Raw genomic sequence first — 19,945 nt, forward strand, 5'->3', positions numbered from 1 at the left:
CGCCATATTTCGCCATGAACTTGTCCCAGGTGAGGACTCCTATGCGGCCTTTGTCATATTTTGTCTTTGCTGGCTTCTTCAGCCGCCAGTCCGCCACGGCGCACAGATAGGCATGGAACTGCGGATGACTGGACGCCTTGCCACTGCCGATTGCGACGTCATAAGCGGTCACATTGCGGTGGTTCGCCGGGCTGTCGTAAATCGCGCTATGGAATGACTTCTCGCCCAGCTCGTGCTGCCAACGCTTGCGCGCGGCGTTGGGACTTTCCATCACATATGCCACCACGGTACCGTCCTTCCTGCGGCTGGCACTGAGAATGGTGTAGCTGTTATCCGGACTAGCGTCATTTGGATGCTTCGCTTCGTTGTAGACTGCTTGCATCCGTTGGCACTCCAGCTTCGATAACCTTCCAGGCTTGGTATCAACGCATGCAGCGGCCACGGCGGGCGACAGCTCTTCCAGGTTGGTGTCCATGCCGCCGGTCGCGGTAACGGCGATGGCGGCGGTTATCGGATCGACTTCCTCGCTCGGCCCCCTCTTGTTCAACGGAGCCTGGGCCAGACGCGAGCTGGCCGGAATCATGTCCGGTGCTATCTGGTTGCCCCGCAGGTCGGCCTTGTACGGTGGATGCAGCGGCTCGCCGTTGATCCGGCGTATACCCCACCTCTGCGCCTCAGGTTTGTCTGTCTGGTTGATTGGCCACGTGGCCACTGGGAGCTTTTCGCGCAAACTACGCGCGCTCGCTGCGACGTGTGCATGGCCGTCTTCGTCCCTGATGCATAACGCAAAATCGTGCGGTGACTGTCCTATCAGTACCGGAACGGTTTTCCCGGTGTGTGGATCAAGCCGATGCTTCGCAGTAAACACCCTTTGAAAGAAGCTGGTCCCAAGTTCCTCCATAGGCCTGCGGGTCACGATTGTATGCCGGGGCTGATAGCCGGCCTTGCTCACCGCGTAGCCGGATTGAACCTGCGGCTTCAATGAGACCGTGTGGAGATAGTCGGGCACCCCCTGCCAGCCGATGCCGCGCATGTTATCCAGGGCGACTGTCATGTCTTCGGGGCAGAAGTAGAGGTACACCTTCCCGCGGTTGTCGCGGTCGCCTTCAGGTTGCCAGCAACCGGCAACCATGCCACCGTTGTCACTCTCGTTGATCTTCGAAAAGGCTGGAGCGCCCGCCTTCGACTTCGCCACGCCGGCCACGATGTTCACAAGCGTCTGCAGCCTGGCGTGCATGCTTTGGCGACCATCGAGCACCTCATAGTCGGCTTCAGTCATCGCCGCATCCTTCCCGCCACGGAAGAAGGTCAAGCCCTTCATCATGAGGCTCATTTCTTCTTCCAGACTGTAGGGCGGGTGGGTCAGGATCAAGGTGTCGGCCGTACGTTCGCCTCGCTCCATCAGAAGAGCTTGCGCGAGAAGGCTCAGCAGGCAACCTTGACTATGTGCGACGATGCTGACCGTGTCCTTCGGCTCGAACTTTCGGATCATGCTGATCAGGGCTGCAAGGCGCATTGCGGCCAGTACCATGTACATGCGCCCTGGGCCGGTCTTGATTGGCCTGAGCGCGTCGCCTACCGGGTCGCCGGCTGCGTAGACGCCGCGGTTCCACATGTCCGGCAAGGTCGCGGTCGCGTTGCCGAATGGGCCGCCTCCCTTGGACAAGTCCTTGTCGAGACGGGTACCGTAGCGGTCAGTCTTCTGGCCGTGGACAGTCCTTGTCTCGAGGGGAAGTTCCCTGTAGCCCCAGTAAGACGGGATCACTGGGCTATCGGTGTCCGGTGTCGGTTTGCGCTTGAAGAATACGTCGTCGGGATCTTGTTCCAGTTTCTCCTTGTCCGTCTTGGTCGGGAGCCTGTATTCGGCGGGCTTGAAGTAGCGGAACAGTCGGTCTTGCAGTCCGGCGCAGAGGCCCTCCTCCGCCGCGCTGTAGCCCATGCCGACATCATTGACGCCATGAACAAGGATGATGTTGCCCGGTAGTTCACGCGGTACTTCAATCACTTTATCCCTGACGCGGCTGCACTGGAGAACAGCGCTCTCGCGTTTGACGACATACTCGATCTTCGGATAGGGCTTCTCCGCCATGTCTTCTCCTGGAGGGCTACTTGTCGCCGCCGCCACGCAGCAAACCAATGTCGGCCAGGTGCATCGCTTCACGCGCAATCAGTTCGGACTTGCCATCGGCGCCGCTACGCGCCTTCATACTCGACCCGTCACTCAGCGATATATCCATGCTCGCGTCCCGGACGATTCCGCCCATGACCGGCTCGCCGTTTTCCACCCGGGTTGAAGGCGGGTAGCGCAGCTCGAACTTTTGGTCCGCTCCTTCGCTGTTGAAGGTCGGACGCAGAGGCGTCATCGTTTCCGGTCCATCGTAGAGGTAGTCCGGTGCATGGAACTGGATGGGATGCTTGCTGCCGATGACAAACACACCATCGCCCATCCGGATGAAGGAGCCGTCTTCCACGACCAGATGCAGTGCCTTCGCCGAGACAGTAACCACGCCGTCGCTGGCAGTCAGCTGCATATCCTTGCCCGAGTTGATACTGGTGTCGTCGTGCTGGCTCTGGAGGACCAGCTTGCCGTTATGGGCGACTACGTTCAGCCCGCCGTGCTGTGCGAAGAGCGATATGCCCTTGCCCGCATTGGCGGTGAAGCGCTGGCCAGCTGCAAGCTGCAGGTGCTGCTGCGCGACCGTGTCGATGTTCCTCGCCGAGTAGCTGACGATCGCCTTGGAGCTGGCAAAGCCGATGCCCGCCGGCGACGTCACGCCGATCACCGGCTCGCGCGGCGCAGGCGCGTTCGGCGCGGTGTTGCTGCTGTCTTCCCAGTTCTTGAAGCGTGCCAGCAGTTCGTCCTGTTCCTTGGCGTCAGCCTGCAGGCCGTTGTGTTCGGCCGCATAGCTCCCGAGAGACGCGAAAAGCTCGCCGCACTCGCGCATCATGCCGAGGAACTCGCCCCGTTCCAATTGGCCGCCCTTGGAAGTTGCGGCGCCCAACAGCTTCCAGGCGCTCAGGAAGATCCCACGCGCAGCGTGCAAGGCGATCGCTTCACTGGTGCGCAGCTCGGCCCCCTCGCCCCTCGGTGCGGCCTGGCCGTCCTGCCGCAACTCGGTGAGGAAACCGAGATTCAGCTCAGTCGTCGCGTGGTCGCTCGCGAGCTGGGCGCTGATTTCTCGTGGCGTGTCGTCGAACCGTAACTGGTTTCCGCGGTGGCCGTGCACTTCACGGCTGCGCAGGCCCGATTGATACCGTGTGGCGGGCAGTGCAGCTTCGTGCCGAAACGCCGGGGGAGGCGCAACGGCGTTGTAAAGCTGGCCAACGATGATGGGTTTGTCCGGGTCGCCCCCCGCCCAGTCGACCAGTACCTCGGTGCCGACCGGCGGCAACAATCTGGCCCCGCATTGCGTGCCGCTACCGGGACCGTTGCCGGCCCAATTCGAGGCCACGCGGACCCACGCCGAGTCACGGTCGGAACCGGAAGCGCCGGCGCCACCTGCATGGGTATGGTCCTGCGGCCTTGCGGCTGGAAAGCGCACCTTCACCCGACCCATGTCGTCGCACCATACGTCCTCGCCGGGCGGGCCAACCACGATGGCGGTTTGAATTTGAGGACGCCTCAGGACGCGACGCGGCGGAACGATGCGCACTCCCCGCCGGACGCAGGAAAAGCGCGTCTTGTAGCCGGATCGCTCCCCGCTGCCTGCTGCCGGAGTGCCGTCGTCGGCCTGCTTCCAGCCATTCCGGTTGAACAGGCGCTCGACTCGGGCGCTAATGTCGACCGGCAGGTTGTTGTGAGCCACTATTCGCTGCTCAGTGATGACAAATTCCCGTTCTTTCTGCGGATGCATGTCGATCTCCGGATGCCCCGCGAGACAGAACCACTCACCGACAGCCAGATCACGCACACCTCCTTCGCCGTGAAAGGACTTCGAGACGTACTCGAAGCGCGCCATCTGGACGTCGCCTGGCGCGGTCAAATCCAGCGCCGTGTCGCCCAGGTGTGGCGCCGCGACATAGTACTCTTCGATGCCTGCCGCCAATCGGTTGCCAAGCTCGCCCTGATCCGCCCGGGACTGGGATTGCGCCGTTGTGATTGGCGTCGCGGCGGGACTCCTGTAATCGGGGCTGTACACAGAGAATCTGCCGGGCTGCAGATTGCGCTCGGCACTCCAGTCTGTGATGGCGTCACGCTCTTCGGTCGCGGCATCCCGGTGGAAGCGCACGCTCCCCGCTTCGTTCTGGCGAAGGCAAGCTGGGTCGTCGAAGAGCACAAGAGTGTGTCCGATCGCACTCTTTGGTTGACTGCCGGCGGCGACCTCCCGTTCGGGAAGCCCGGGGCGAAAGAACCAGGCGATTCCGCGCGCTGCATCAGGCGCCGAAGGAACACTGCATCCGATTCGTTGTGCTGCATGGTGAATTCGCGCTGCGGCAGCCTTCCGTTCAATAGGCTCGCATGGATGTCGAGGTCGAACGTGGCCGCAAGAAGCGGATTGTTGGAACGCCACTCCGCGATGAGGGTCTCGACGATGTCCAGCTCGCTCATGTTTCGGAATATTCGCGTATTCACGCGGTTTTCCATCACTGACAGCGCGTCGCGCATGACCAGCTGATAGGTTGCCAGTCCACCGTCGCTCTGGCCTGACAAGGCGCCGGTAACGATGCCGCACAGGCGGCGCAACTGCCCTCTGTCTGTGACGATTTGCAGCTCCGCAGGCATCCCGATGAAGTTCTTGAGAGCGAGGGATGCACTCTCGGCGAGGCACAGGATCCGAAACTCGAAGCCGCCACATATTGCTTCGTGACCGGTGATTTTCTGGGCTAGCAGCTGTCCATCCGGCTTGTCCCCAGCATGATCCAGCATGAGCCGGATTGGCCTGTTCTGCGTCGAAAGGAGGTACTGGGCCACGTCGGCAATTCGCGCGGTGTCAAACTCTGCCATATGTTGTTTCCCTTGACGGGGTTCCCGTCCATTTACTGACGGGAAAGGGATTATGTTTATTTTTCTACTAAGGAAATACTGCCAACTTCGCTCTACGGTTCGTAAGCACGAAAGCAGGATTATTAGTGTGGCAATGCCCCTGTATGCTGTGGCGCCGCAAGTTGCATGAGACACGGGGTCTCGGGCACTTCAAGGTATCGAGTCTCAGGCCAGACGGTGGCGACAGTTAGTACCGTCGAGCCATCCGAAGTCGAACCGGAAGACATGCTGAACTGACTTATCTGGTAGTAGTATCCACCAAGCAACCTTACGCACATTGCTCAGCCGCAGTTAGGGACAGGAGCCAGGACAGATAGTGCTACCTACGGACAACACTAGATAGCAGCGGGGTGCCGAATCATTCGCCAGAGCGATCGATATGAGGTTTTCAGCTAAGAACTCCCCGCTAGAAACTAACCAATACTCACCGCTTTCAAAAAGTGCGCACCAAACTTGCCGGAGCAGCGGCCCTTTGCTCAGCTACCGATACAAATTGGTCTTTGCTACACTAGTAGTCAGCAATAATGCGCTGCCGGTCGAGCTGGTCGCTTTTTAACCTTGGTAAGGAGGTTCTGATTTGCGAGTACCCGACGTCGAACTGACCGAGCGAGAGACCGCGCTCTTGGACCAAATCAGGTTCCGCTATTCATCGCATGATGAGCTTCGCGCGTCCCTTATGCCAATGGCTGGCCTGACCGAGTCTTTATTGGAACGCGGAGCGATTCCCGAGGTGCGGCTTTTATACTTCACCGATCCCGAGCGAAATCCAGGAGGGCGCGGGAAATCCCGTCAGCAGGTTTTCGAGAATAACGGCACCTCAGGCACTGAAATCTATGCTCATGGGAATTTCCTGAAGTTTCTCGAATACTTCATTTATGGTCCTGCCCTTCCCCCGAGTATCGTTGCGAAATTCAGGGAGACCATGTCGTTCTCCGGATATTTGACCGCTGGGGACATCAATGACCTGGCTCCAGCGGCACGTGCTGCTGTGCGATCAGCTCGGCTTATTCCTCATGAGGCGGCGGAAGAGTTCCACAAGTTAGCGCTTGAGTGCGGCGCAATGCCGTCTAGTGCTGAAAGTATCCGGAAGTCGATCCTGACTGTGCGCTAGCGCCTAGCTTCCAGCGACCTTGCGACCGGGCGAATACTCCTCATGCGCCAGAGCACGTTGTGAGCCCGCCCGCAGCCGGCCAATGTGCGAAATTGCGCCCTACCTGCTCTTGCCAGCCCTGCCAGGCTTTCTTCTGCCGCGCGTATTGGCTTCTTTCGCCCGGCCTTTGCGACCACGACGTCGCTGGATCTCGCCGTAAGCAATGAACCCGGCGGCGATGATGCCGAAGATGACCCCGACCAGTACCGTCAGGCCGACCATCTCGTCGGTAACAACGAAGTTCATGCGGTGCTTCCCCTCAAGCGTAGTGCATTGCCGATCACCGACACCGAGCTTAAGCTCATGGCCAGCGCCGCGATCATCGGCGAAAGGAGTTGCCCGGTAAAGGGATAAAGAAGGCCTGCAGCTAGCGGAATTCCCATGGCGTTGTAAATAAAGGCAAAGCCGAGATTCTGCCTCATGTTGCGTACAGTCTCCAGCGAAAGGAGTCGCGATCGCGCAATCGCACGCAAGTCGCCTTTGATGAGGGTAACGTGAGCGGAGTTGATCGCGACGTCGGTACCAGTACCCATCGCAATCCCGACGTCCGCCTTCGCCAGCGCCGGCGCATCGTTGATGCCATCGCCGGCCATCGCGACAATCTTGCCCTGTTGCTGCAGCCGTTCGACCAGGGCCAGCTTGTCCTGCGGTTTGACCTCGCCGTAGACGTCCGAAATGCCGAGCTTTGCAGCGACCGCCTTTGCCGTGGTGACGCCATCGCCGGTCGCCATCACCACGGTCATGCCAGCGTCGCGCAGGGTTGCCAGGGCTTCCGGCGTCGTCTCCTTGACGGGGTCCGACACTGCGATCAGGCCCACGAGCTTTCCTTGTAGTGCCAGGTACATCACGCTTGCACCGACATGTCGAAGCTCTTCCGCGGCCTTTTGTAGCGGCGTCCAGTCAACCTTCTCAATGTCCATGAGCGCGGTGTTGCCCAATGCAACCCACTCACCCTGCACGGTCCCGCGGACACCGATCCCGCTGGACGATTCGAAGTTCTCAGGCTTGTGCAGCGGCAGATTCCGCCTGCGTGCCTCAGCGACGATGGCATGTGCCAGCGGATGCTCGCTACCCTGGTCGATGCTGGCGGCGATCCGAAGCACATCCTCTTCCTGGAATCCGGATGCGGCGATCGCGCGGTCGAACGCAGGCTTTCCTTCTGTGAGCGTACCGGTCTTGTCGACAATGATCGTGTCGACCTTTCGCATTGCTTCGATTGCCGCAGCGTCGCGGAACAGCACGCCCTGGGTGGCCGCGCGGCCTGTCGCGGCCATGATCGACATCGGCGTCGCCAGTCCCAATGCACAGGGACAGGCGATGATCAGGACCGCGACGGCATTCACGAACCCATAGACCCAGCTGGGTTCCGGCCCGAACAGGCCCCACCCCAGCAGGGTGAGGAGCGCGACGACGACGACGACCGTGACAAAATAGCCGGCGACCACGTCAGCCAGGCGCTGCATGGGCGCCCGCGAACGCTGCGCCTGCGCGACCATCTGCACGATCTGCGACAACATGGTCTGCGACCCCACGCGCTCGGAACGGATGACGAGACTGCCGCTCGTATTGATGGTCGCGCCGATCACCTTGTCGCCCGGCCGCTTTGTCACCGGCAGCGGTTCGCCGGTGAGCATGGCTTCGTCCACTGCGCTTTCGCCCTCCAGGACCACCCCATCAACCGGTACCTTCTCGCCAGGCCTGACCCGCAGCGAGTCGCCGATGTGGACGTGCGAAAGTTCGACGTCTTCTTCGGTTCCGTCCGCACGAATCCGCCTGGCCGTTTTCGGCGTCAGGCCGAGCAAGGATTTGATCGCCGCCGAAGTTTGCGAACGTGCGCGCAACTCAAGGATCTGGCCGAGCAGGGTCAGCGAAATGATGACGGCGGCGGCCTCGTAGTACACGCCAATGCGGCCATGCATCGCAAAGCTCGGCGGAAACAGGCCTGGAAACAGAGTCGCGACCACGCTGTAGCCGTACGCTGCGGCGACCCCGATACTGATCAGGGTCCACATGTTGGGACTGCGATTCTTGAGCGACTGCGCCCCACGGACGAAGAAGGGCCAGCCGGCCCACAGGACGACAGGCGTGCTGAGAGCGAGCTCAATCCAGCTCTGGTATGCAAGCCCTCCGCTGAAGATCCGGTGCCCTGCCATCGCCAGGACGGTGACAACGATGGTCAGCGGCAGCGTCCACCGGAAGCGACGGCGGAAGTCCACCAACTCCGGATTCTCTTCCTCCTCCAGCGATGGCAGCATCGGCTCCAGCGACATTCCGCAAATCGGGCAGTTGCCTGGCGTGGATTGCTGGATTTCCGGATGCATCGGGCAGGTGTAAATCGTCCCCGGCGGCGCCTCCGGCATGGCGGCAGAGGCAGCTTTCTCTGTATAGCTGGTGGGGTTGGCGCGAAACTTGTCCATGCATTTCACGCTGCAGAAGTGATAGGGAGTTCCTTCGTGCTCGATGCGTCGATCCGGCCGGTCTGCAACGCTCATCCCGCATACCGGATCGGTATAGGGCTTATCCGACGAAGTGGACGGATAATGCTGGGATCCACCGGGCATACCTTCGCCAGAGTTGGCGTTGCCGGCATGATGCTCATGCGAGTGGTGACATTCCTGATTCTTATGCTGGTGACCGGCGTGATCATGCATTTCATTTTTCATGGCAGCTCCAGTAAAAAGCGACTGAGGTTCTCGCGCGGCCCACTTGTCGCAAGCGGTGCGCGGCCTGTTATGCCTATCCGTTTTCCTTGGCGTGATTCAGCGAATACCGTGGAATCTCGACCGTAAGATCCGCCTCCGCGACAATCGCCTGGCACGACAGACGGGACAAGTGCTCCACGCCCCAAGCCCGGTCAAGCATGTCTTCCTCATTGTCGCTGGCTTGCGCGAGAGATGGGAAACCCTCCCGTACGATGACGTGACATGTCGTGCAGGCACCAACCTTGCCGCAGGCATGCTCGATGTCGATGTCGTTTTCGAGCAGCGCATCGCAAATGCTGGTGCCGGGAGTGGCTTCGATCGACGCCCCGGATGGTACGCAATCCGGATGCGGCAGTACGGTAATTCTAGGCATGTGCCAACTCCTTCCCGGCACTTGGGCTTCGGTATCGGCAGAAGAGACAGCGCGAGGTCGCTGTCGCCGTCTCCGAACCGGACACCGCGCTCGTTACCTGTTTCGACTCCACCGGATCGTGCAGGCCTGTGCTGGACATTGCTGTTACGCGATCGGCGGAACGGTGGGCCTCGCGGCCAATGGACTCATACATAAGACGCCTCCGGAAAGTGGACCATTCCACTGTAAACCTTCCAATGATGGAAAGGTCAAGCGAATTTTCCGCTGAACGAAGCGCAGGTTGGGGTGCACACCATCCAGGTTGAAACGGCTTTGCAGCCGCTTCAACCCTTTCCTCGGTCAGAACTCATTGTCCTTCCGTTTGTCGCCTGTCATCGGCACAAAACCACAGTCTGAGTAGCGCTTGCACAGCATCTCGCGCATATCGTTGATTCCGTTCTTCTGAACGACCACGATGTTTTCGCAGTAACGCCGTAAACCGTCATGGTTCAGGTCGCTCTTCACTGTACAGTGCAGGCTCGGTGCAAGCGCACCCAGGTGGTGGTTACTGAACGATCTCAGGAAGACCTGGTTGAACTGTGCCCCAGCCGGCGTCGCCTCGAGCATGGCGATCATTCGTCTTCCATCGGCCGTGAGCTGCGGCTGATATTGGATGCCGTACCACTCCCTCAGGAAGCGCTGGGCACGGCCAATCTCTTCGCGCTGCTCCCGGTTGCCCATGCGCGCCATCGACTTGATCTCGTCATCGCTCGCCTTGGGCGGTGTCGCATTGAAGCCAGGGGTCGGCGATGTCCCTTCCTGGGGAGCGACGACCTGCGCGTCCCGGGTCAGGTCCGTGCCGGCCGCCAGCTCCGTCATCCGCAGGGCGGAGTAATGGTGATTAATAATAAAGACGAGGTAGTTCTTTTCGAACTGAGCGGTCGCTCCCCTGCCTGGCCCCTCGGCATGCGCCACGCCCATGCCGGGCACGAGCAGGCTCAAGCCCAGTGCGAGACTACGGCCGAGCACACGAATGTTGCCGACACCGGAAGAACTAGTAATCTGCTTGGTTGCGGTTTCCATGTTTGCTCCTTTGAATGATTGAGAACAACTCATTTGGACGACGTGAAGGCAGCGCATCGCCGGCGCCGTAAAGAGCAGGCTGCGACTCCTGCCCCCACTAGGAACATCGCGTATGACGATGGTTCCGGCACTGCAAGGACAACATTGTTCGAAGTCGCCCAGTAGACATTTCCTTGTTCGCCAATCGTGCTCAGCGAGACCTCGGTCAAAGGCGCGGTCGACAGGAATCCGAGGAACGAGGTTGGCGACGATCCATCGAGCGTATAGCTCGCGATACTTGATCCATCCATTGCCGTGAGCTCGATCGTGCGCCCGGGTACATAGCTGCCATAGGCATCGGTCGCAAAGAAGCTGCCGCCAAAGCCGAACACCCCAGGTGAAAACGCGTTGAAGCGCACGACATCCGCGGCAAGCGTCGGCGCCAGATAGACGTCGCCTTCATTCATCACTGGGAAAAAGCCGCCGCCTGCTGGCCCCGCATTGATCCGATACCCGTGTGCACCTGCGGTACGCGAGAGCTGGGCTTCCAGTGCGGAGGCTGGAAGGTCGTCAAAGCGATCGGTCCCGGTCGCCGACACTGCCGAAAGGAACGACGCCTCGCTGGTGAAGATAGTGATGTCAGCACGTGCTGGCATCACGACTGACAATAGAAGCGCTGCCAGCAGAGCCGGCTTAGGCAATGCGTTATTGCTTTTCATGTTCTACCTCATTGCTCAGTTGTTGATGCGAACGCCACCGTGCCCGCGCGGATACGCGCGGACCTGCAGCTTCGTAATTAAGCTGAAACACCTTGCGGCCCTGCACCGCTTGGATAACTGCGACGCGAGGGCGAGACACAAGGATGGAACGGCCTGCTGAGCTAAAAACGCGGAGGCGGATCGACGACGGGAGGAATGAAACTGGAAAAGTCAGTCGGCAAGGAATGCGACCGTTCGGGAGAACTAGAAGGTGCGCTCAGCGGCGCGAATGATGGAATCGGGGCGTAGGGGACGACGAAGTTCGAATAGCAGAGCGACTTCGATTTGCAACAGCTTCCGTCGCTACTTTCTGCCGTGCCGGAGCGCATGTCCGGGCAATCATCTTTCTCAGCCTGGGAATCGAACTGCACTACCTGCAATTCCGCCTTCAAGTTGTGGCATGTGACAGCCGCGGTCGCATACCCATGGTACCCGACCATCAGACACAGCAAACACCAGGCGATTTTGCGGAAGATGGCAGTCATGCAAAAACTGTAGCATCAGCCTCGATGTACCGTTGTACGATACAGATCGGCAAACCATTTCTATGGAAATGCGTGAGGAAGCGAGCATTGCGGCGCCGCTGCGCATGCTCGCGGCGCCATGCCTGCAGCAGCTTACTTGCTTGACGCCTTGTGCTTCGCCAGCCACTGGTCGAGCTTCTTGATTTCCTTGGTCTGATCCGAAATGACCTTCTTGGCCATTGCCTGCATCTGCGGATCCTTGCCATTCTTGAGCTGAGCCTTTGCCATGTCGATGCCGGCCTGGTGGTGCGAACGCATCATCATTGCGAAGTCATGATCGTGATCGCCGGTCATCTGCATGCTCGACATTTTCTGGTGCATGGCCTCCATCGACTGCATCATTTCGTGACCAGCCATGTCATGGTGCTGCCCCGCCTGGCCCGACGCGGCGCCGTGTTGCGCATGTTGCCCTGACTGCGCAAAGGAATTTGCGGACACACCAAAGACAAGTGCACATGCACCGGCCATGAGAGCGATACGGGTTTGTACTGTCTTCATGCTCGTCTCCTTGAACTAATTGATCAGTGTGCGGCGCCGGCAAACGAACGCGGCACGTCCAGTGGGATTCTGGAAGGAGTCCGATGACACATGCTGTGCGCTAACGCACCCTGTCTGTACATCTCTGCAAGTTGGCCATGCCCGGCCCCCTCGACACGTCATTTCGCCGCTATTCCACGCCTGTGTTTAGTCAGCCTTAAGCCTGCGCCCGGCCAAAATTGTCGTGCTATACTCACGGCATCTATGAACCGCTCGATCAAGACATTTCTGGTTTGGCTACTGTTGGCCGTGCTTCCGCTGCACGCGGTTGCGGCTAGCCGTATGTCGTGCGGACCGGTTCACCCGCAGTCCAGCCAGAACCTGATCGATGTTGGCTCACAATCCCACGAGCACATGGCCGATGCGCACGCCCATCACGGCGGCGAGCATGCAAGCCAGCCGGATGACACCTTGGCCGATGCCGATTCGGCAGACTCCAAGGCCGGAAAAAAGCCACACTCCACCTGCAGCGCCTGTTCCGCGTTCTGCCTGGGCGCCGTTGCGCCACCCTCCACCCATCTCGCGGTCCCGGCTTTCGATGGCTCCAATGACGTTATCGTCGCGCCTGCGGCCTTCGCCGTAGGCTTCATCCAGGACGGCCCCCAGCGCCCTCCCCGGCACCAATCCGCTTAATCGTAGGAAGAGCTGACCCGCTGTCCTCCAGCGCTGTCGTCATCGCTCTTGAGCACTCGCGCGTGCCTGTGCACGCCCTGTCACCGATTTCGAGGATTGACCATGACCTCCAAGCTTTTGGCCGCCGTTGTCGGCGCCCTGCTGGCCCTGCCGATCTACGCGCAGGCCCAGCAATCCCGTCCGTCGGCAGACCCTGCCGACCCCACTGTGGCCGTGCCGCCGACCGTATACGAATCGGTCATCGCCAGACCTTCGCCGGGTCCGCAAGACGCCCAGACGACGCCTGACAAATCCTGGCGTGCCGCAAACGATGCGGTCGCCGGCGTGCCGGGCCACGCCGGACATGGTGCGCCTGCCAGTGAGCAGAACCACAACGGTCATGGTGCAGCGCCGGCTCCGACAACGCCCGTGGCGCCTGGAAAACCGGCCAATCCTGTGCCTGTCGACCACAGCAAACACCATTAAGCCGAACACATAATGACAACAAAGCTTTCTATTCCCACACTGCGCGCCGTCGCGGCAGGCGCCATGCTCGTCGCGTTGAGCGGTTGCGCCACGATTTCCAAGGACGGCGGCCTGGACGCAGTCTCATCCTTGACCGCTGAACGCACCGGCCAGGACGTCCGCCTGCCCAAGACAAATGCCGATGGCGCGGCCATCCAGGACGAACTGAACCAGCTGCTGAAACAGCCGCTTTCCGCCGACAGCGCCGTCCGCATCGCCCTGCTCAACAACCGCGGCCTGCGGGCCTCGCTCGCCGAACTGGGTGTCGCCGAGGCCGACCTGGTGCAAGCGGGCCGCATGGCCAACCCTGGCTTCAGCTTCAGCCGCATGTCCGGTGGCGGCGAGACGGAGATCGAACGCAGCGTCATGTTCGATCTCGTCGGACTCGTGACCATCCCGATCCGTCGCGATATCGAGTCGCGCCGCTTCGAGAGTGCCAAGCTGGTCGCGGCAACCGAAGCGGTCCGGCTCGCGGCAGACACGCGCAAGGCCTACTTCAATGCCGTCGCGGCAGTGCAGTCGGCGCACTATGCGGCGCAAGTGCGTGAAGCGGCCGGCGCGAGTGCCGAACTGGCGCAGCGCATGGCAAAGGTCGGGAACCTGAGCGCCCTCGACCAGGCGCGCGAACAGGCATTCTCGAGCGAAGCCTCGACCCAGCTGGCACGTGCACGACACAGTGCGACGGCCGCGCGCGAGCAGCTTGCCCGGCTGATGGGTGTGTGGGGAGAAAACACGGCATTCCAGCTTCCGGACAAGCTGCCCGAGCTGCCGGCGGTTCCGCGAGAGGCAGGCAATATCGAGTCGCTCGCGATGCAGCAGCGCCTCGATGTGCGCCTGGCAAAGCTCGGCACCGAGTCGACTGCGCGCGCATTGGGCCTGACGAAGGCAACCGGCGTCATCAACGTCCTCGACGCGGGATACGTCAACTCGAGCAAGTCCGGCGCACCCCGGGAAAACGGATACGAGATCGAACTCGCCCTGCCGATCTTCGACTGGGGAGGCGCACGTGTGGCGAAGGCCGAGGCGCTCTACATGCAATCGGTGCACCGCACGGCCGACACCGCCATCAATGCCCGCTCGCAGGTCCGCGAAGCGTACTCCGCCTACCGGACCACCTACGACGTCGCCAGGCAGCATCGGGACGAGCTGGTACCACTGCGGAAGAAAATCTCCGAAGAGAGCCTGCTTCGCTACAACGGCATGCTCATGAGCGTGTTCGAATTGCTGGCCGACGCACGCGCACAGATCGCGGGCGTGAATGCGGCCATCGACGCGCAGCGCGAATTCTGGATCGCCGAAACGGATCTGCAGGCCGCCATCAGCGGCAGCGGCGGTTCGTCGATCTCCATGGCTTCAACCGCCGCGCCCGCCGAAGGTGCGGCGGAACACTAAACAAGGAATGAATCAGCAATGAGTTCTCGTCGAGATTTCTTCACTGGCGCAGCCGCCCTGGTCGGCGCCGGACTGGTGAGCCGCGCCGGCGCGGCCACCCTCCCCGAAGCCCCGATCATGACCAGCGCGGCCACCCAGCCGCCGCCACCGCCGCCGAACGGCCGGCCGTACAATCCGGTCGTCACCCTGAACGGCTGGTCGCTGCCCTGGCGCATGAACAACGGCGTCAAGGAGTTCCACCTGATCGCCGAACCGGTGGTGCGCGAGATCGCGCCTGGCATGAAGGCGAACCTGTGGGGCTACAACGGCCAGAGCCCGGGGCCGACCATCGAGGTGGTGGAAGGCGACCGGGTGCGCATCTTCGTCACCAACAAACTGCCGGAGCACACCAGCATCCATTGGCACGGCCAGCGCCTGCCGAACGGCATGGACGGCGTCACGGGTCTGAACCAGCCGGGCATCCAGCCGGGTAAGACCTTCGTCTACGAGTTCGTCGCTCGCCGCCCGGGTACCTTCATGTACCACCCGCATGCCGACGAGATGGTGCAGATGGCGATGGGCATGATGGGCTTCTGGGTCACCCACCCGAAGAACCCGGCCCATCACAAGGTCGACCGCGATTTCGTGTTCCTGCTGAACGCCTACGACATCGAGCCGGGCAGCTACACGCCGCGCGTCAACGAGATGCTCGACTTTAACATCTGGACCTTCAACAGCCGCGCCTTCCCGGGCATCGACACGATGAACGTACGCCAGGGCGACCGTGTGCGCATCCGCGCCGGCAACCTGACGATGACGAACCACCCGATCCACCTGCACGGGCACGAATTCGAGGTGACCGGCACCGACGGCGGCTGGACCCGGCCGGAGTCGCGTTGGCCAGAAGTCACCACCGACGTCGCCGTGGGCCAGATGCGCGCCATCGAGTTCATCGCGGACGAGCCTGGCGACTGGGCCTTCCACTGCCACAAGTCGCACCACACCATGAATGCGATGGGCCACGACGTCCCGACCCTGATCGGCGTCGACCACCGTGGGGTCGCCGAGAAGATCACGAAGCTCGTGCCCGATTACATGGTCATGGGCGAGAAAGGCGGCTCGATGGGCGACATGGAGATGCCGCTCCCGGAAAATACCCTGCCGATGATGACCGGCCAGGGCCCTTTCGGCGGCGTCGAGATGGGCGGCATGTTCACCGTGCTGAAGGTACGCAAGGACCAGAAGCCGGGCGACTACAAGGATCCGGGCTGGTACAAGCATCCGGCCGGCACCGTTGCCTACGAATGGAAGGGCGAGGCCCCGGCAGCAGTGCGCAGCCAGAGCGCCGGCGGTCAGGCGATGCCGGCTGCGAAGAAGACACCCGATGTGGAAGTCACCGTGCGCAAGCCGACGGGCCACAAGGGCCATCACTAATCGTAACGGGAAAGGACGAACTCATGATCCGACGACTAGCAAGCAAAACAGCACTCGCCGCCGCCTTGTGCGCTCCGGTGCTCGCAATGGCGGCCGCACCGGTCATCGACGTCTTCAAGAGCGCCTCGTGCGGGTGCTGCACCGCCTGGGTGGAGCACCTGAAATCGAATGGCTTCAAGACCAGGGTGGTCAACGTCGACAACCCTTCGGACTACCGCGAACGCGGTGGAATCCCGAACGAACTCGGCTCCTGCCATACCGGAATGGTGGGCGGCTACGCCATCGAGGGCCACATTCCGGCGAGCGACATCAAGCGCCTGCTTGCCGAGAAGCCCAAAGCGAAAGGACTGGCCGTTCCGGCGATGCCGCTCGGCTCACCGGGCATGGAAGGCCCGCGCAAGGATCCGTTCGACGTCCTGCTGGTACAGGTCAACGGCAGCACCAAAGTATTCAAGCACTACAACTGAACGCTATTTCTTCACCAACGAAAGGAATGAACATGAACGCATTTTCGAAACTGACTCTTGCTATCACCCTGGCCGCCGCAGCTTCCGTTGCCGCCGCCCAGAACGGCGCCCACAGCGGCCATGGCGCTCATGACGCACATGCTGGCCATGCGGCACCGGCGACGGCCGAACTCACCGAAGGCGAAGTCAAGAAGATCGACAAGGAGGCAGGCAAGATCACGCTGCGCCATGGCGAACTGAAGAACCTGAACATGTCCGCCATGACGATGGTGTTCCGCGTCAAGGATCCGGCCATGCTTGACCAGGTGAAGGCGGGCGACAAGGTCAAGTTCGCAGCCGACCGCGTCAACGGTGCAGTCACGATCGTCCAGCTCCAGGCTGCCAAGTAAGCAGCATCCGCGAACCAGGGCTCGATACGCCTGATCGCGTTTTTCGAGCCTTCCAGGAGATAGCATGAAAACCAAATCCTTCTTTGCAGCGGCAGTAGCAGTTCTCGGACTGGTGGCCACTTCCGCGGCATCCGCTCACGCCAAACTCGAGTCTTCTGCGCCACTGGCCAATGCAGTTGTGAGTCCGGCGCCTTCGCAGGTTCGCCTCCAGTTCAGCGAGCAGCTTGAGCTGCCGTTCAGCAAGGTCAAACTGATCGACGAGAAAGGTGCCGTCGTCGAGCCAAGCAAGACCGCCCTGGACGATGCCAATCCCAAGGTGTTGGTGGCGACGGTTCCGACCCTGCATTCCGGGGCCTGGCGTGTCCAATGGTCCACCGTCACCCGGGACGGCCACAAGGTCAAAGGCCAGTTCGACTTTCGGGTAAAGTGACATGGAGTCCGACCTCACACTGGCTCAACGCTTCGTCACGGTCGTCCTGAACCTGTCGCTGGCCATCCTTGTCGGCGCCAGCGCAGCCCATGTCTGGCTGCGCAGCGCACGGTCGGCATGGGGAATCGGCCTGGTCCCGCGCTTGCGCAAGGTCTTGGTCTTCGCCGTCGCGGCGGCAGCGATGGCGTATGTCGCAGTGCTGTGGCTCGAAGCGGCATCGATGGCGGAGGTACCGGTAAGCGAGGCCTTCCCTGCAGTGCGGTCCGTTATCACCGCCACTCATTACGGCCTCGCCTGGATGATCGGCGCAGCAGCGCTGCTGGTCGTCTCCTTCACCCTTCGCACACGCAATGGTGTCCGGCCGAGTGCTGCAGCGCCGCTCATCCGTGCAGCGGCGCTCGGCGTACTGCTATATGCCCGCAGTATGGTGAGCCACGCCGGCGCCGCAGGTGATTTCACCTGGTCTGTGCTGGTCGACTGGGTCCATCTTGTCCTAGTCAGCCTTTGGGTAGGCGAAGTCATCGTCGCCGGCCTGGTCACGCTGCGCTCCCCGCCTGAATGGGAGTCGAAGAACCGGGGCGAATGCGCCCGCTTCATCACATCGCTGTCGACATCGGCCACTGTCGCCCTGGTCGGCATCTTCATCACGGGTGTCCTGAGCGCCTGGCGCGGGCTGGGAAGCTTCGAGAACGTCCTCGGCAATCCATACGGAACGACCCTGCTCATCAAGGTCGGACTGGTGCTGTGCGCAGCCGCGCTGGGTGGCCTGAACCGGTTCGTCGTGATGCCGAAGCTGCTGGCACAACTGCGCAAACCGAAGCCGGAAGGCGGGGCCAATGGGAAGTTCGCCCTGATCCTTCAGCTCGAAGCTGTCATCCTGGTGGCCGTGCTCATCGCAGCTGCCGTCCTGAGTTCCACCTCACCGCCAACGGCGTCGTGAGCACTTCTTCGTCCAAGGGATAATAATGAAAAGCAAAACCATTCCGGCTCTCGTCCTGAGCGCCCTCCTCATTGCGGTTTCTTCGGCAAGCCAGGCGGCGTCACCGAAAGAGACGCTCGCATCCTTCCATGAAGCCCTCACCAGCGGCGACAAGGCGAAGGCGCTCAGCCTGCTTTCCCCGGAGATTGCGATCTACGAATCAGGCTACGTCGAGCGATCCCGAGATGAATACGCCAGCCATCATCTAGGCGGCGACATGGAATTTGCCAAGAACTCGACCCGGAAAGTGCTGAAGCAGACCGAGCGCATCGATGGGAATACCGCTGTCGTGTGGGAAGAATCCGAAACCACGGGTACGTCTCGGGGAAAACCGGTGCACGTTTTTGGAACCGGCACGGCAGTCCTTGAAAAAAAAGGCGATTCCTGGTCCATCGTTCACGTGCACTGGTCTTCCAAGAAAGCGAAGTGATCACCGCAGGGCTGTGCAAACACAGCTCGCGGTGCGAGGAACATGGTACCTGCGAGCAGATCGGAATGTCCGCATGCAGCGCGGCGGACATCCATCCTCCGGTCAAAGTCTGTTGATCTGCTGGTCGATTGCCTTTTGCGCATGCTCGTTTCGCTCGCTGTACCGGTCGGTCAGGTAATCGGTCCGGCCACGCATCAACAGCGTGATCTTGAATAGCTCTTCCATCACATCGACGATGCGGTCGTAATAAGCCGATGGGCGCATGCGTCCTTCGTCGTCGAACTCCTTGTACGCCATCGGCACCGAAGACTGGTTCGGGATCGTGAACATGCGCATCCAGCGTCCCAGCAGGCGCAGGGTATTCACGACATTGAACGACTGCGACCCGCCGCACACCTGCATCACCGCCAGGGTACGTCCCTGGCTGGGGCGTACCGCCCCCATTTCCAGCGGAATCCAGTCGATCTGGTTTTTCATCACGGCCGTAATCGCACCGTGACGTTCGGGGCTGCACCACAGCTGGCCTTCCGACCACATGCACAACTCGCGCAGCTCGACCACCTTCGGATGTGTCTCAGGCACGCTTCCCACCATCGGCAGTTCCATCGGATCGAAAATCTTCACCTCGGCGCCGAAGTGTTCCAGGATCCGGGCGGCCTCGTAGGTGAGGAAGCGGCTGAACGAGCGCTCGCGCAAGGAGCCATACAGCATGAGAATGCGCGGCGGATGGCTCATGTCGCCGACCTGCGCGAGCTTCTCCAGCGTCGGCTGGTCCAGCAACTCCGGCTTGATGTTGGGGAGATTCGGGATCTTGTTCATTTGATTCGCTTTCCTTCGGCGTTCACAACTGGCTCGCCGTCTTCTTTCGTGAATGCGCCCTGCTGCTGGGCAGGAAAAATGTCGAGCACGGCTTCCGACGGCCGGCACAGCCGCACGCCGAGCGGCGTAACGACGAACGGGCGATTGATCAGGATCGGATGGGCGAGCATCGCATCGAGCAGCTGCTCGTCCGTCATGGCCGGATTGTCCAGGCCGAGCTCGAGGAAGGGCGTACCCTTCTCGCGAACTGCGCCCCGCACCGTCACCCCGGCGCGCTGGATCAGGTCGGCCAAGGTCACACGATCAGGCGGATTGTTCAGGTACTCGATCACGGTCGGTTCGATCCCCGCATTGCGGATCAGGCCGAGCGTGTTGCGCGAGGTGCCGCATGCAGGGTTATGGAAAATCGTGACGTCCATG

At 61.2% G+C, this 19,945-nt stretch carries 20 protein-coding genes and 1 pseudogene; 10 read left to right on the forward strand and 11 right to left on the reverse strand.

Annotated elements, in window-relative coordinates:
- From NX780_RS21705 to NX780_RS25270, 3 genes and pseudogenes are all read right to left on the reverse strand, one after another.
- Nucleotides 1-2,089 (reverse strand): T6SS effector phospholipase Tle3 domain-containing protein (locus NX780_RS21705; RefSeq protein WP_258829970.1); only part of this gene is annotated, 2,089 nt, incomplete at its 3' end.
- Nucleotides 2,090-2,105: 16 nt separating this feature from the next.
- Nucleotides 2,106-2,948, reverse strand: coding sequence for a DUF2345 domain-containing protein (locus tag NX780_RS25265; RefSeq protein ID WP_307733017.1), 843 nt, complete (start codon nt 2,946-2,948; stop codon nt 2,106-2,108).
- 12 nt (nt 2,949-2,960) lie between these two features.
- A pseudogene (locus tag NX780_RS25270) lies at nt 2,961-4,945 on the reverse strand (type VI secretion system Vgr family protein); the annotation flags it as partial.
- Nucleotides 4,946-5,561: 616 nt separating this feature from the next.
- On the opposite strand from NX780_RS25270, the gene NX780_RS21720 reads away from it, so the two are divergent.
- Nucleotides 5,562-6,095, forward strand: coding sequence for a hypothetical protein (locus NX780_RS21720; RefSeq protein WP_258829972.1), 534 nt, complete (start codon nt 5,562-5,564; stop codon nt 6,093-6,095).
- A 99-nt stretch (nt 6,096-6,194) separates the two neighbouring features.
- Here the strand turns inward: NX780_RS21720 and NX780_RS21725 are convergent, their stop codons facing one another.
- From NX780_RS21725 to NX780_RS21750, 6 genes are all read right to left on the reverse strand, one after another.
- The gene (locus NX780_RS21725; protein WP_258829973.1) at nt 6,195-6,380 is read right to left on the reverse strand and encodes a hypothetical protein; all 186 of its coding nucleotides are present in this window, start codon (nt 6,378-6,380) and stop codon (nt 6,195-6,197) included.
- Nucleotides 6,377-8,797, reverse strand: coding sequence for a heavy metal translocating P-type ATPase (locus tag NX780_RS21730; RefSeq protein WP_370663638.1), 2,421 nt, complete (start codon nt 8,795-8,797; stop codon nt 6,377-6,379). The genes NX780_RS21725 and NX780_RS21730 overlap by 4 nt, the downstream gene beginning before the upstream one ends.
- A gap of 73 nt (nt 8,798-8,870) precedes the next feature.
- On the reverse strand, nt 8,871-9,209 hold the full coding sequence (gene fdx / locus NX780_RS21735; RefSeq protein WP_258829974.1) for an ISC system 2Fe-2S type ferredoxin: 339 nt from the start codon (nt 9,207-9,209) through the stop codon (nt 8,871-8,873).
- 339 nt (nt 9,210-9,548) lie between these two features.
- Nucleotides 9,549-10,271 carry a DUF305 domain-containing protein gene (locus NX780_RS21740; protein ID WP_258829975.1) on the reverse strand — a complete coding sequence of 241 codons (723 nt, stop codon included), beginning with the start codon at nt 10,269-10,271 and terminating at the stop codon, nt 9,549-9,551.
- Nucleotides 10,272-10,300: 29 nt separating this feature from the next.
- Nucleotides 10,301-10,969: a PEP-CTERM sorting domain-containing protein gene (locus tag NX780_RS21745; protein ID WP_258829976.1), complete on the reverse strand. Its 669-nt coding sequence runs from the start codon at nt 10,967-10,969 to the stop codon at nt 10,301-10,303.
- A gap of 656 nt (nt 10,970-11,625) precedes the next feature.
- Entirely contained in the window at nt 11,626-12,030 is a 405-nt protein-coding gene (locus NX780_RS21750; RefSeq protein ID WP_258829977.1) for a DUF305 domain-containing protein, read from the reverse strand.
- A gap of 243 nt (nt 12,031-12,273) precedes the next feature.
- On the opposite strand from NX780_RS21750, the gene NX780_RS21755 reads away from it, so the two are divergent.
- The 9 genes from NX780_RS21755 to NX780_RS21795 all read left to right on the forward strand — a co-directional run bounded on the left by NX780_RS21755 (nt 12,274) and on the right by NX780_RS21795 (nt 18,706).
- Nucleotides 12,274-12,702 (forward strand): hypothetical protein, encoded by a 429-nt coding sequence (locus NX780_RS21755; protein ID WP_258829978.1) that lies wholly within the window; start codon nt 12,274-12,276, stop codon nt 12,700-12,702.
- A 102-nt stretch (nt 12,703-12,804) separates the two neighbouring features.
- Entirely contained in the window at nt 12,805-13,167 is a 363-nt protein-coding gene (locus tag NX780_RS21760; protein ID WP_258829979.1) for a hypothetical protein, read from the forward strand.
- A 12-nt stretch (nt 13,168-13,179) separates the two neighbouring features.
- Nucleotides 13,180-14,598 carry a TolC family protein gene (locus NX780_RS21765; protein ID WP_258829980.1) on the forward strand — a complete coding sequence of 473 codons (1,419 nt, stop codon included), beginning with the start codon at nt 13,180-13,182 and terminating at the stop codon, nt 14,596-14,598.
- 18 nt (nt 14,599-14,616) lie between these two features.
- A complete protein-coding gene (locus tag NX780_RS21770) occupies nt 14,617-16,011 on the forward strand; it encodes a multicopper oxidase family protein (RefSeq protein WP_258829981.1) in 1,395 nt (464 codons plus the stop codon).
- 23 nt (nt 16,012-16,034) lie between these two features.
- Nucleotides 16,035-16,478 (forward strand): DUF411 domain-containing protein, encoded by a 444-nt coding sequence (locus NX780_RS21775; protein WP_258829982.1) that lies wholly within the window; start codon nt 16,035-16,037, stop codon nt 16,476-16,478.
- A gap of 32 nt (nt 16,479-16,510) precedes the next feature.
- Entirely contained in the window at nt 16,511-16,867 is a 357-nt protein-coding gene (locus NX780_RS21780) for a copper-binding protein (RefSeq protein ID WP_258829983.1), read from the forward strand.
- A 64-nt stretch (nt 16,868-16,931) separates the two neighbouring features.
- On the forward strand, nt 16,932-17,297 hold the full coding sequence (gene copC / locus NX780_RS21785) for a copper homeostasis periplasmic binding protein CopC (RefSeq protein WP_258829984.1): 366 nt from the start codon (nt 16,932-16,934) through the stop codon (nt 17,295-17,297).
- Nucleotide 17,298: 1 nt separating this feature from the next.
- Complete coding sequence (locus NX780_RS21790) at nt 17,299-18,237, forward strand: CopD family protein (protein ID WP_258829985.1); 939 nt, start codon at nt 17,299-17,301, stop codon at nt 18,235-18,237.
- Nucleotides 18,238-18,262: 25 nt separating this feature from the next.
- Nucleotides 18,263-18,706, forward strand: coding sequence for a YybH family protein (locus NX780_RS21795; RefSeq protein WP_258829986.1), 444 nt, complete (start codon nt 18,263-18,265; stop codon nt 18,704-18,706).
- Nucleotides 18,707-18,808: 102 nt separating this feature from the next.
- Here the strand turns inward: NX780_RS21795 and arsH are convergent, their stop codons facing one another.
- Together arsH and arsC are read right to left on the reverse strand one after the other, a co-directional pair.
- The gene (gene arsH / locus NX780_RS21800) at nt 18,809-19,525 is read right to left on the reverse strand and encodes an arsenical resistance protein ArsH (RefSeq protein ID WP_258829987.1); all 717 of its coding nucleotides are present in this window, start codon (nt 19,523-19,525) and stop codon (nt 18,809-18,811) included.
- On the reverse strand, nt 19,522-19,944 hold the full coding sequence (arsC, locus tag NX780_RS21805; RefSeq protein ID WP_258829988.1) for an arsenate reductase (glutaredoxin): 423 nt from the start codon (nt 19,942-19,944) through the stop codon (nt 19,522-19,524). Before arsC ends, arsH begins: the two co-directional genes overlap by 4 nt.
- Nucleotide 19,945 lies beyond the last annotated feature (1 nt).

The sequence above is a fragment of the Massilia agri genome (assembly GCF_024753255.1).
GTDB lineage: Bacteria > Pseudomonadota > Gammaproteobacteria > Burkholderiales > Burkholderiaceae_D > Telluria > Telluria agri.

Bases quoted from the DNA above. Each gene is read 5' to 3' on its own strand.
- NX780_RS21795 (WP_258829986.1), top strand. From the start codon at position 18,263: ATGAAAAGCAAAACCATTCCGGCTCTCGTCCTGAGCGCCCTCCTCATT.
- NX780_RS25265 (WP_307733017.1), bottom strand. From the start codon at position 2,948: ATGATGCGCGAGTGCGGCGAGCTTTTCGCGTCTCTCGGGAGCTATGCG.
- NX780_RS21775 (WP_258829982.1), top strand. From the start codon at position 16,035: ATGATCCGACGACTAGCAAGCAAAACAGCACTCGCCGCCGCCTTGTGC.
- copC (WP_258829984.1), top strand. From the start codon at position 16,932: ATGAAAACCAAATCCTTCTTTGCAGCGGCAGTAGCAGTTCTCGGACTG.
- NX780_RS21730 (WP_370663638.1), bottom strand. From the start codon at position 8,797: ATGAAAAATGAAATGCATGATCACGCCGGTCACCAGCATAAGAATCAG.
- NX780_RS21760 (WP_258829979.1), top strand. From the start codon at position 12,805: ATGACCTCCAAGCTTTTGGCCGCCGTTGTCGGCGCCCTGCTGGCCCTG.
- fdx (WP_258829974.1), bottom strand. From the start codon at position 9,209: ATGCCTAGAATTACCGTACTGCCGCATCCGGATTGCGTACCATCCGGG.
- NX780_RS21740 (WP_258829975.1), bottom strand. From the start codon at position 10,271: ATGGAAACCGCAACCAAGCAGATTACTAGTTCTTCCGGTGTCGGCAAC.
- NX780_RS21770 (WP_258829981.1), top strand. From the start codon at position 14,617: ATGAGTTCTCGTCGAGATTTCTTCACTGGCGCAGCCGCCCTGGTCGGC.
- NX780_RS21745 (WP_258829976.1), bottom strand. From the start codon at position 10,969: ATGAAAAGCAATAACGCATTGCCTAAGCCGGCTCTGCTGGCAGCGCTT.
- NX780_RS21725 (WP_258829973.1), bottom strand. From the start codon at position 6,380: ATGAACTTCGTTGTTACCGACGAGATGGTCGGCCTGACGGTACTGGTC.
- NX780_RS21780 (WP_258829983.1), top strand. From the start codon at position 16,511: ATGAACGCATTTTCGAAACTGACTCTTGCTATCACCCTGGCCGCCGCA.
- arsC (WP_258829988.1), bottom strand. From the start codon at position 19,944: ATGGACGTCACGATTTTCCATAACCCTGCATGCGGCACCTCGCGCAAC.
- NX780_RS21790 (WP_258829985.1), top strand. From the start codon at position 17,299: ATGGAGTCCGACCTCACACTGGCTCAACGCTTCGTCACGGTCGTCCTG.
- NX780_RS21755 (WP_258829978.1), top strand. From the start codon at position 12,274: ATGAACCGCTCGATCAAGACATTTCTGGTTTGGCTACTGTTGGCCGTG.
- NX780_RS21765 (WP_258829980.1), top strand. From the start codon at position 13,180: ATGACAACAAAGCTTTCTATTCCCACACTGCGCGCCGTCGCGGCAGGC.
- arsH (WP_258829987.1), bottom strand. From the start codon at position 19,525: ATGAACAAGATCCCGAATCTCCCCAACATCAAGCCGGAGTTGCTGGAC.
- NX780_RS21750 (WP_258829977.1), bottom strand. From the start codon at position 12,030: ATGAAGACAGTACAAACCCGTATCGCTCTCATGGCCGGTGCATGTGCA.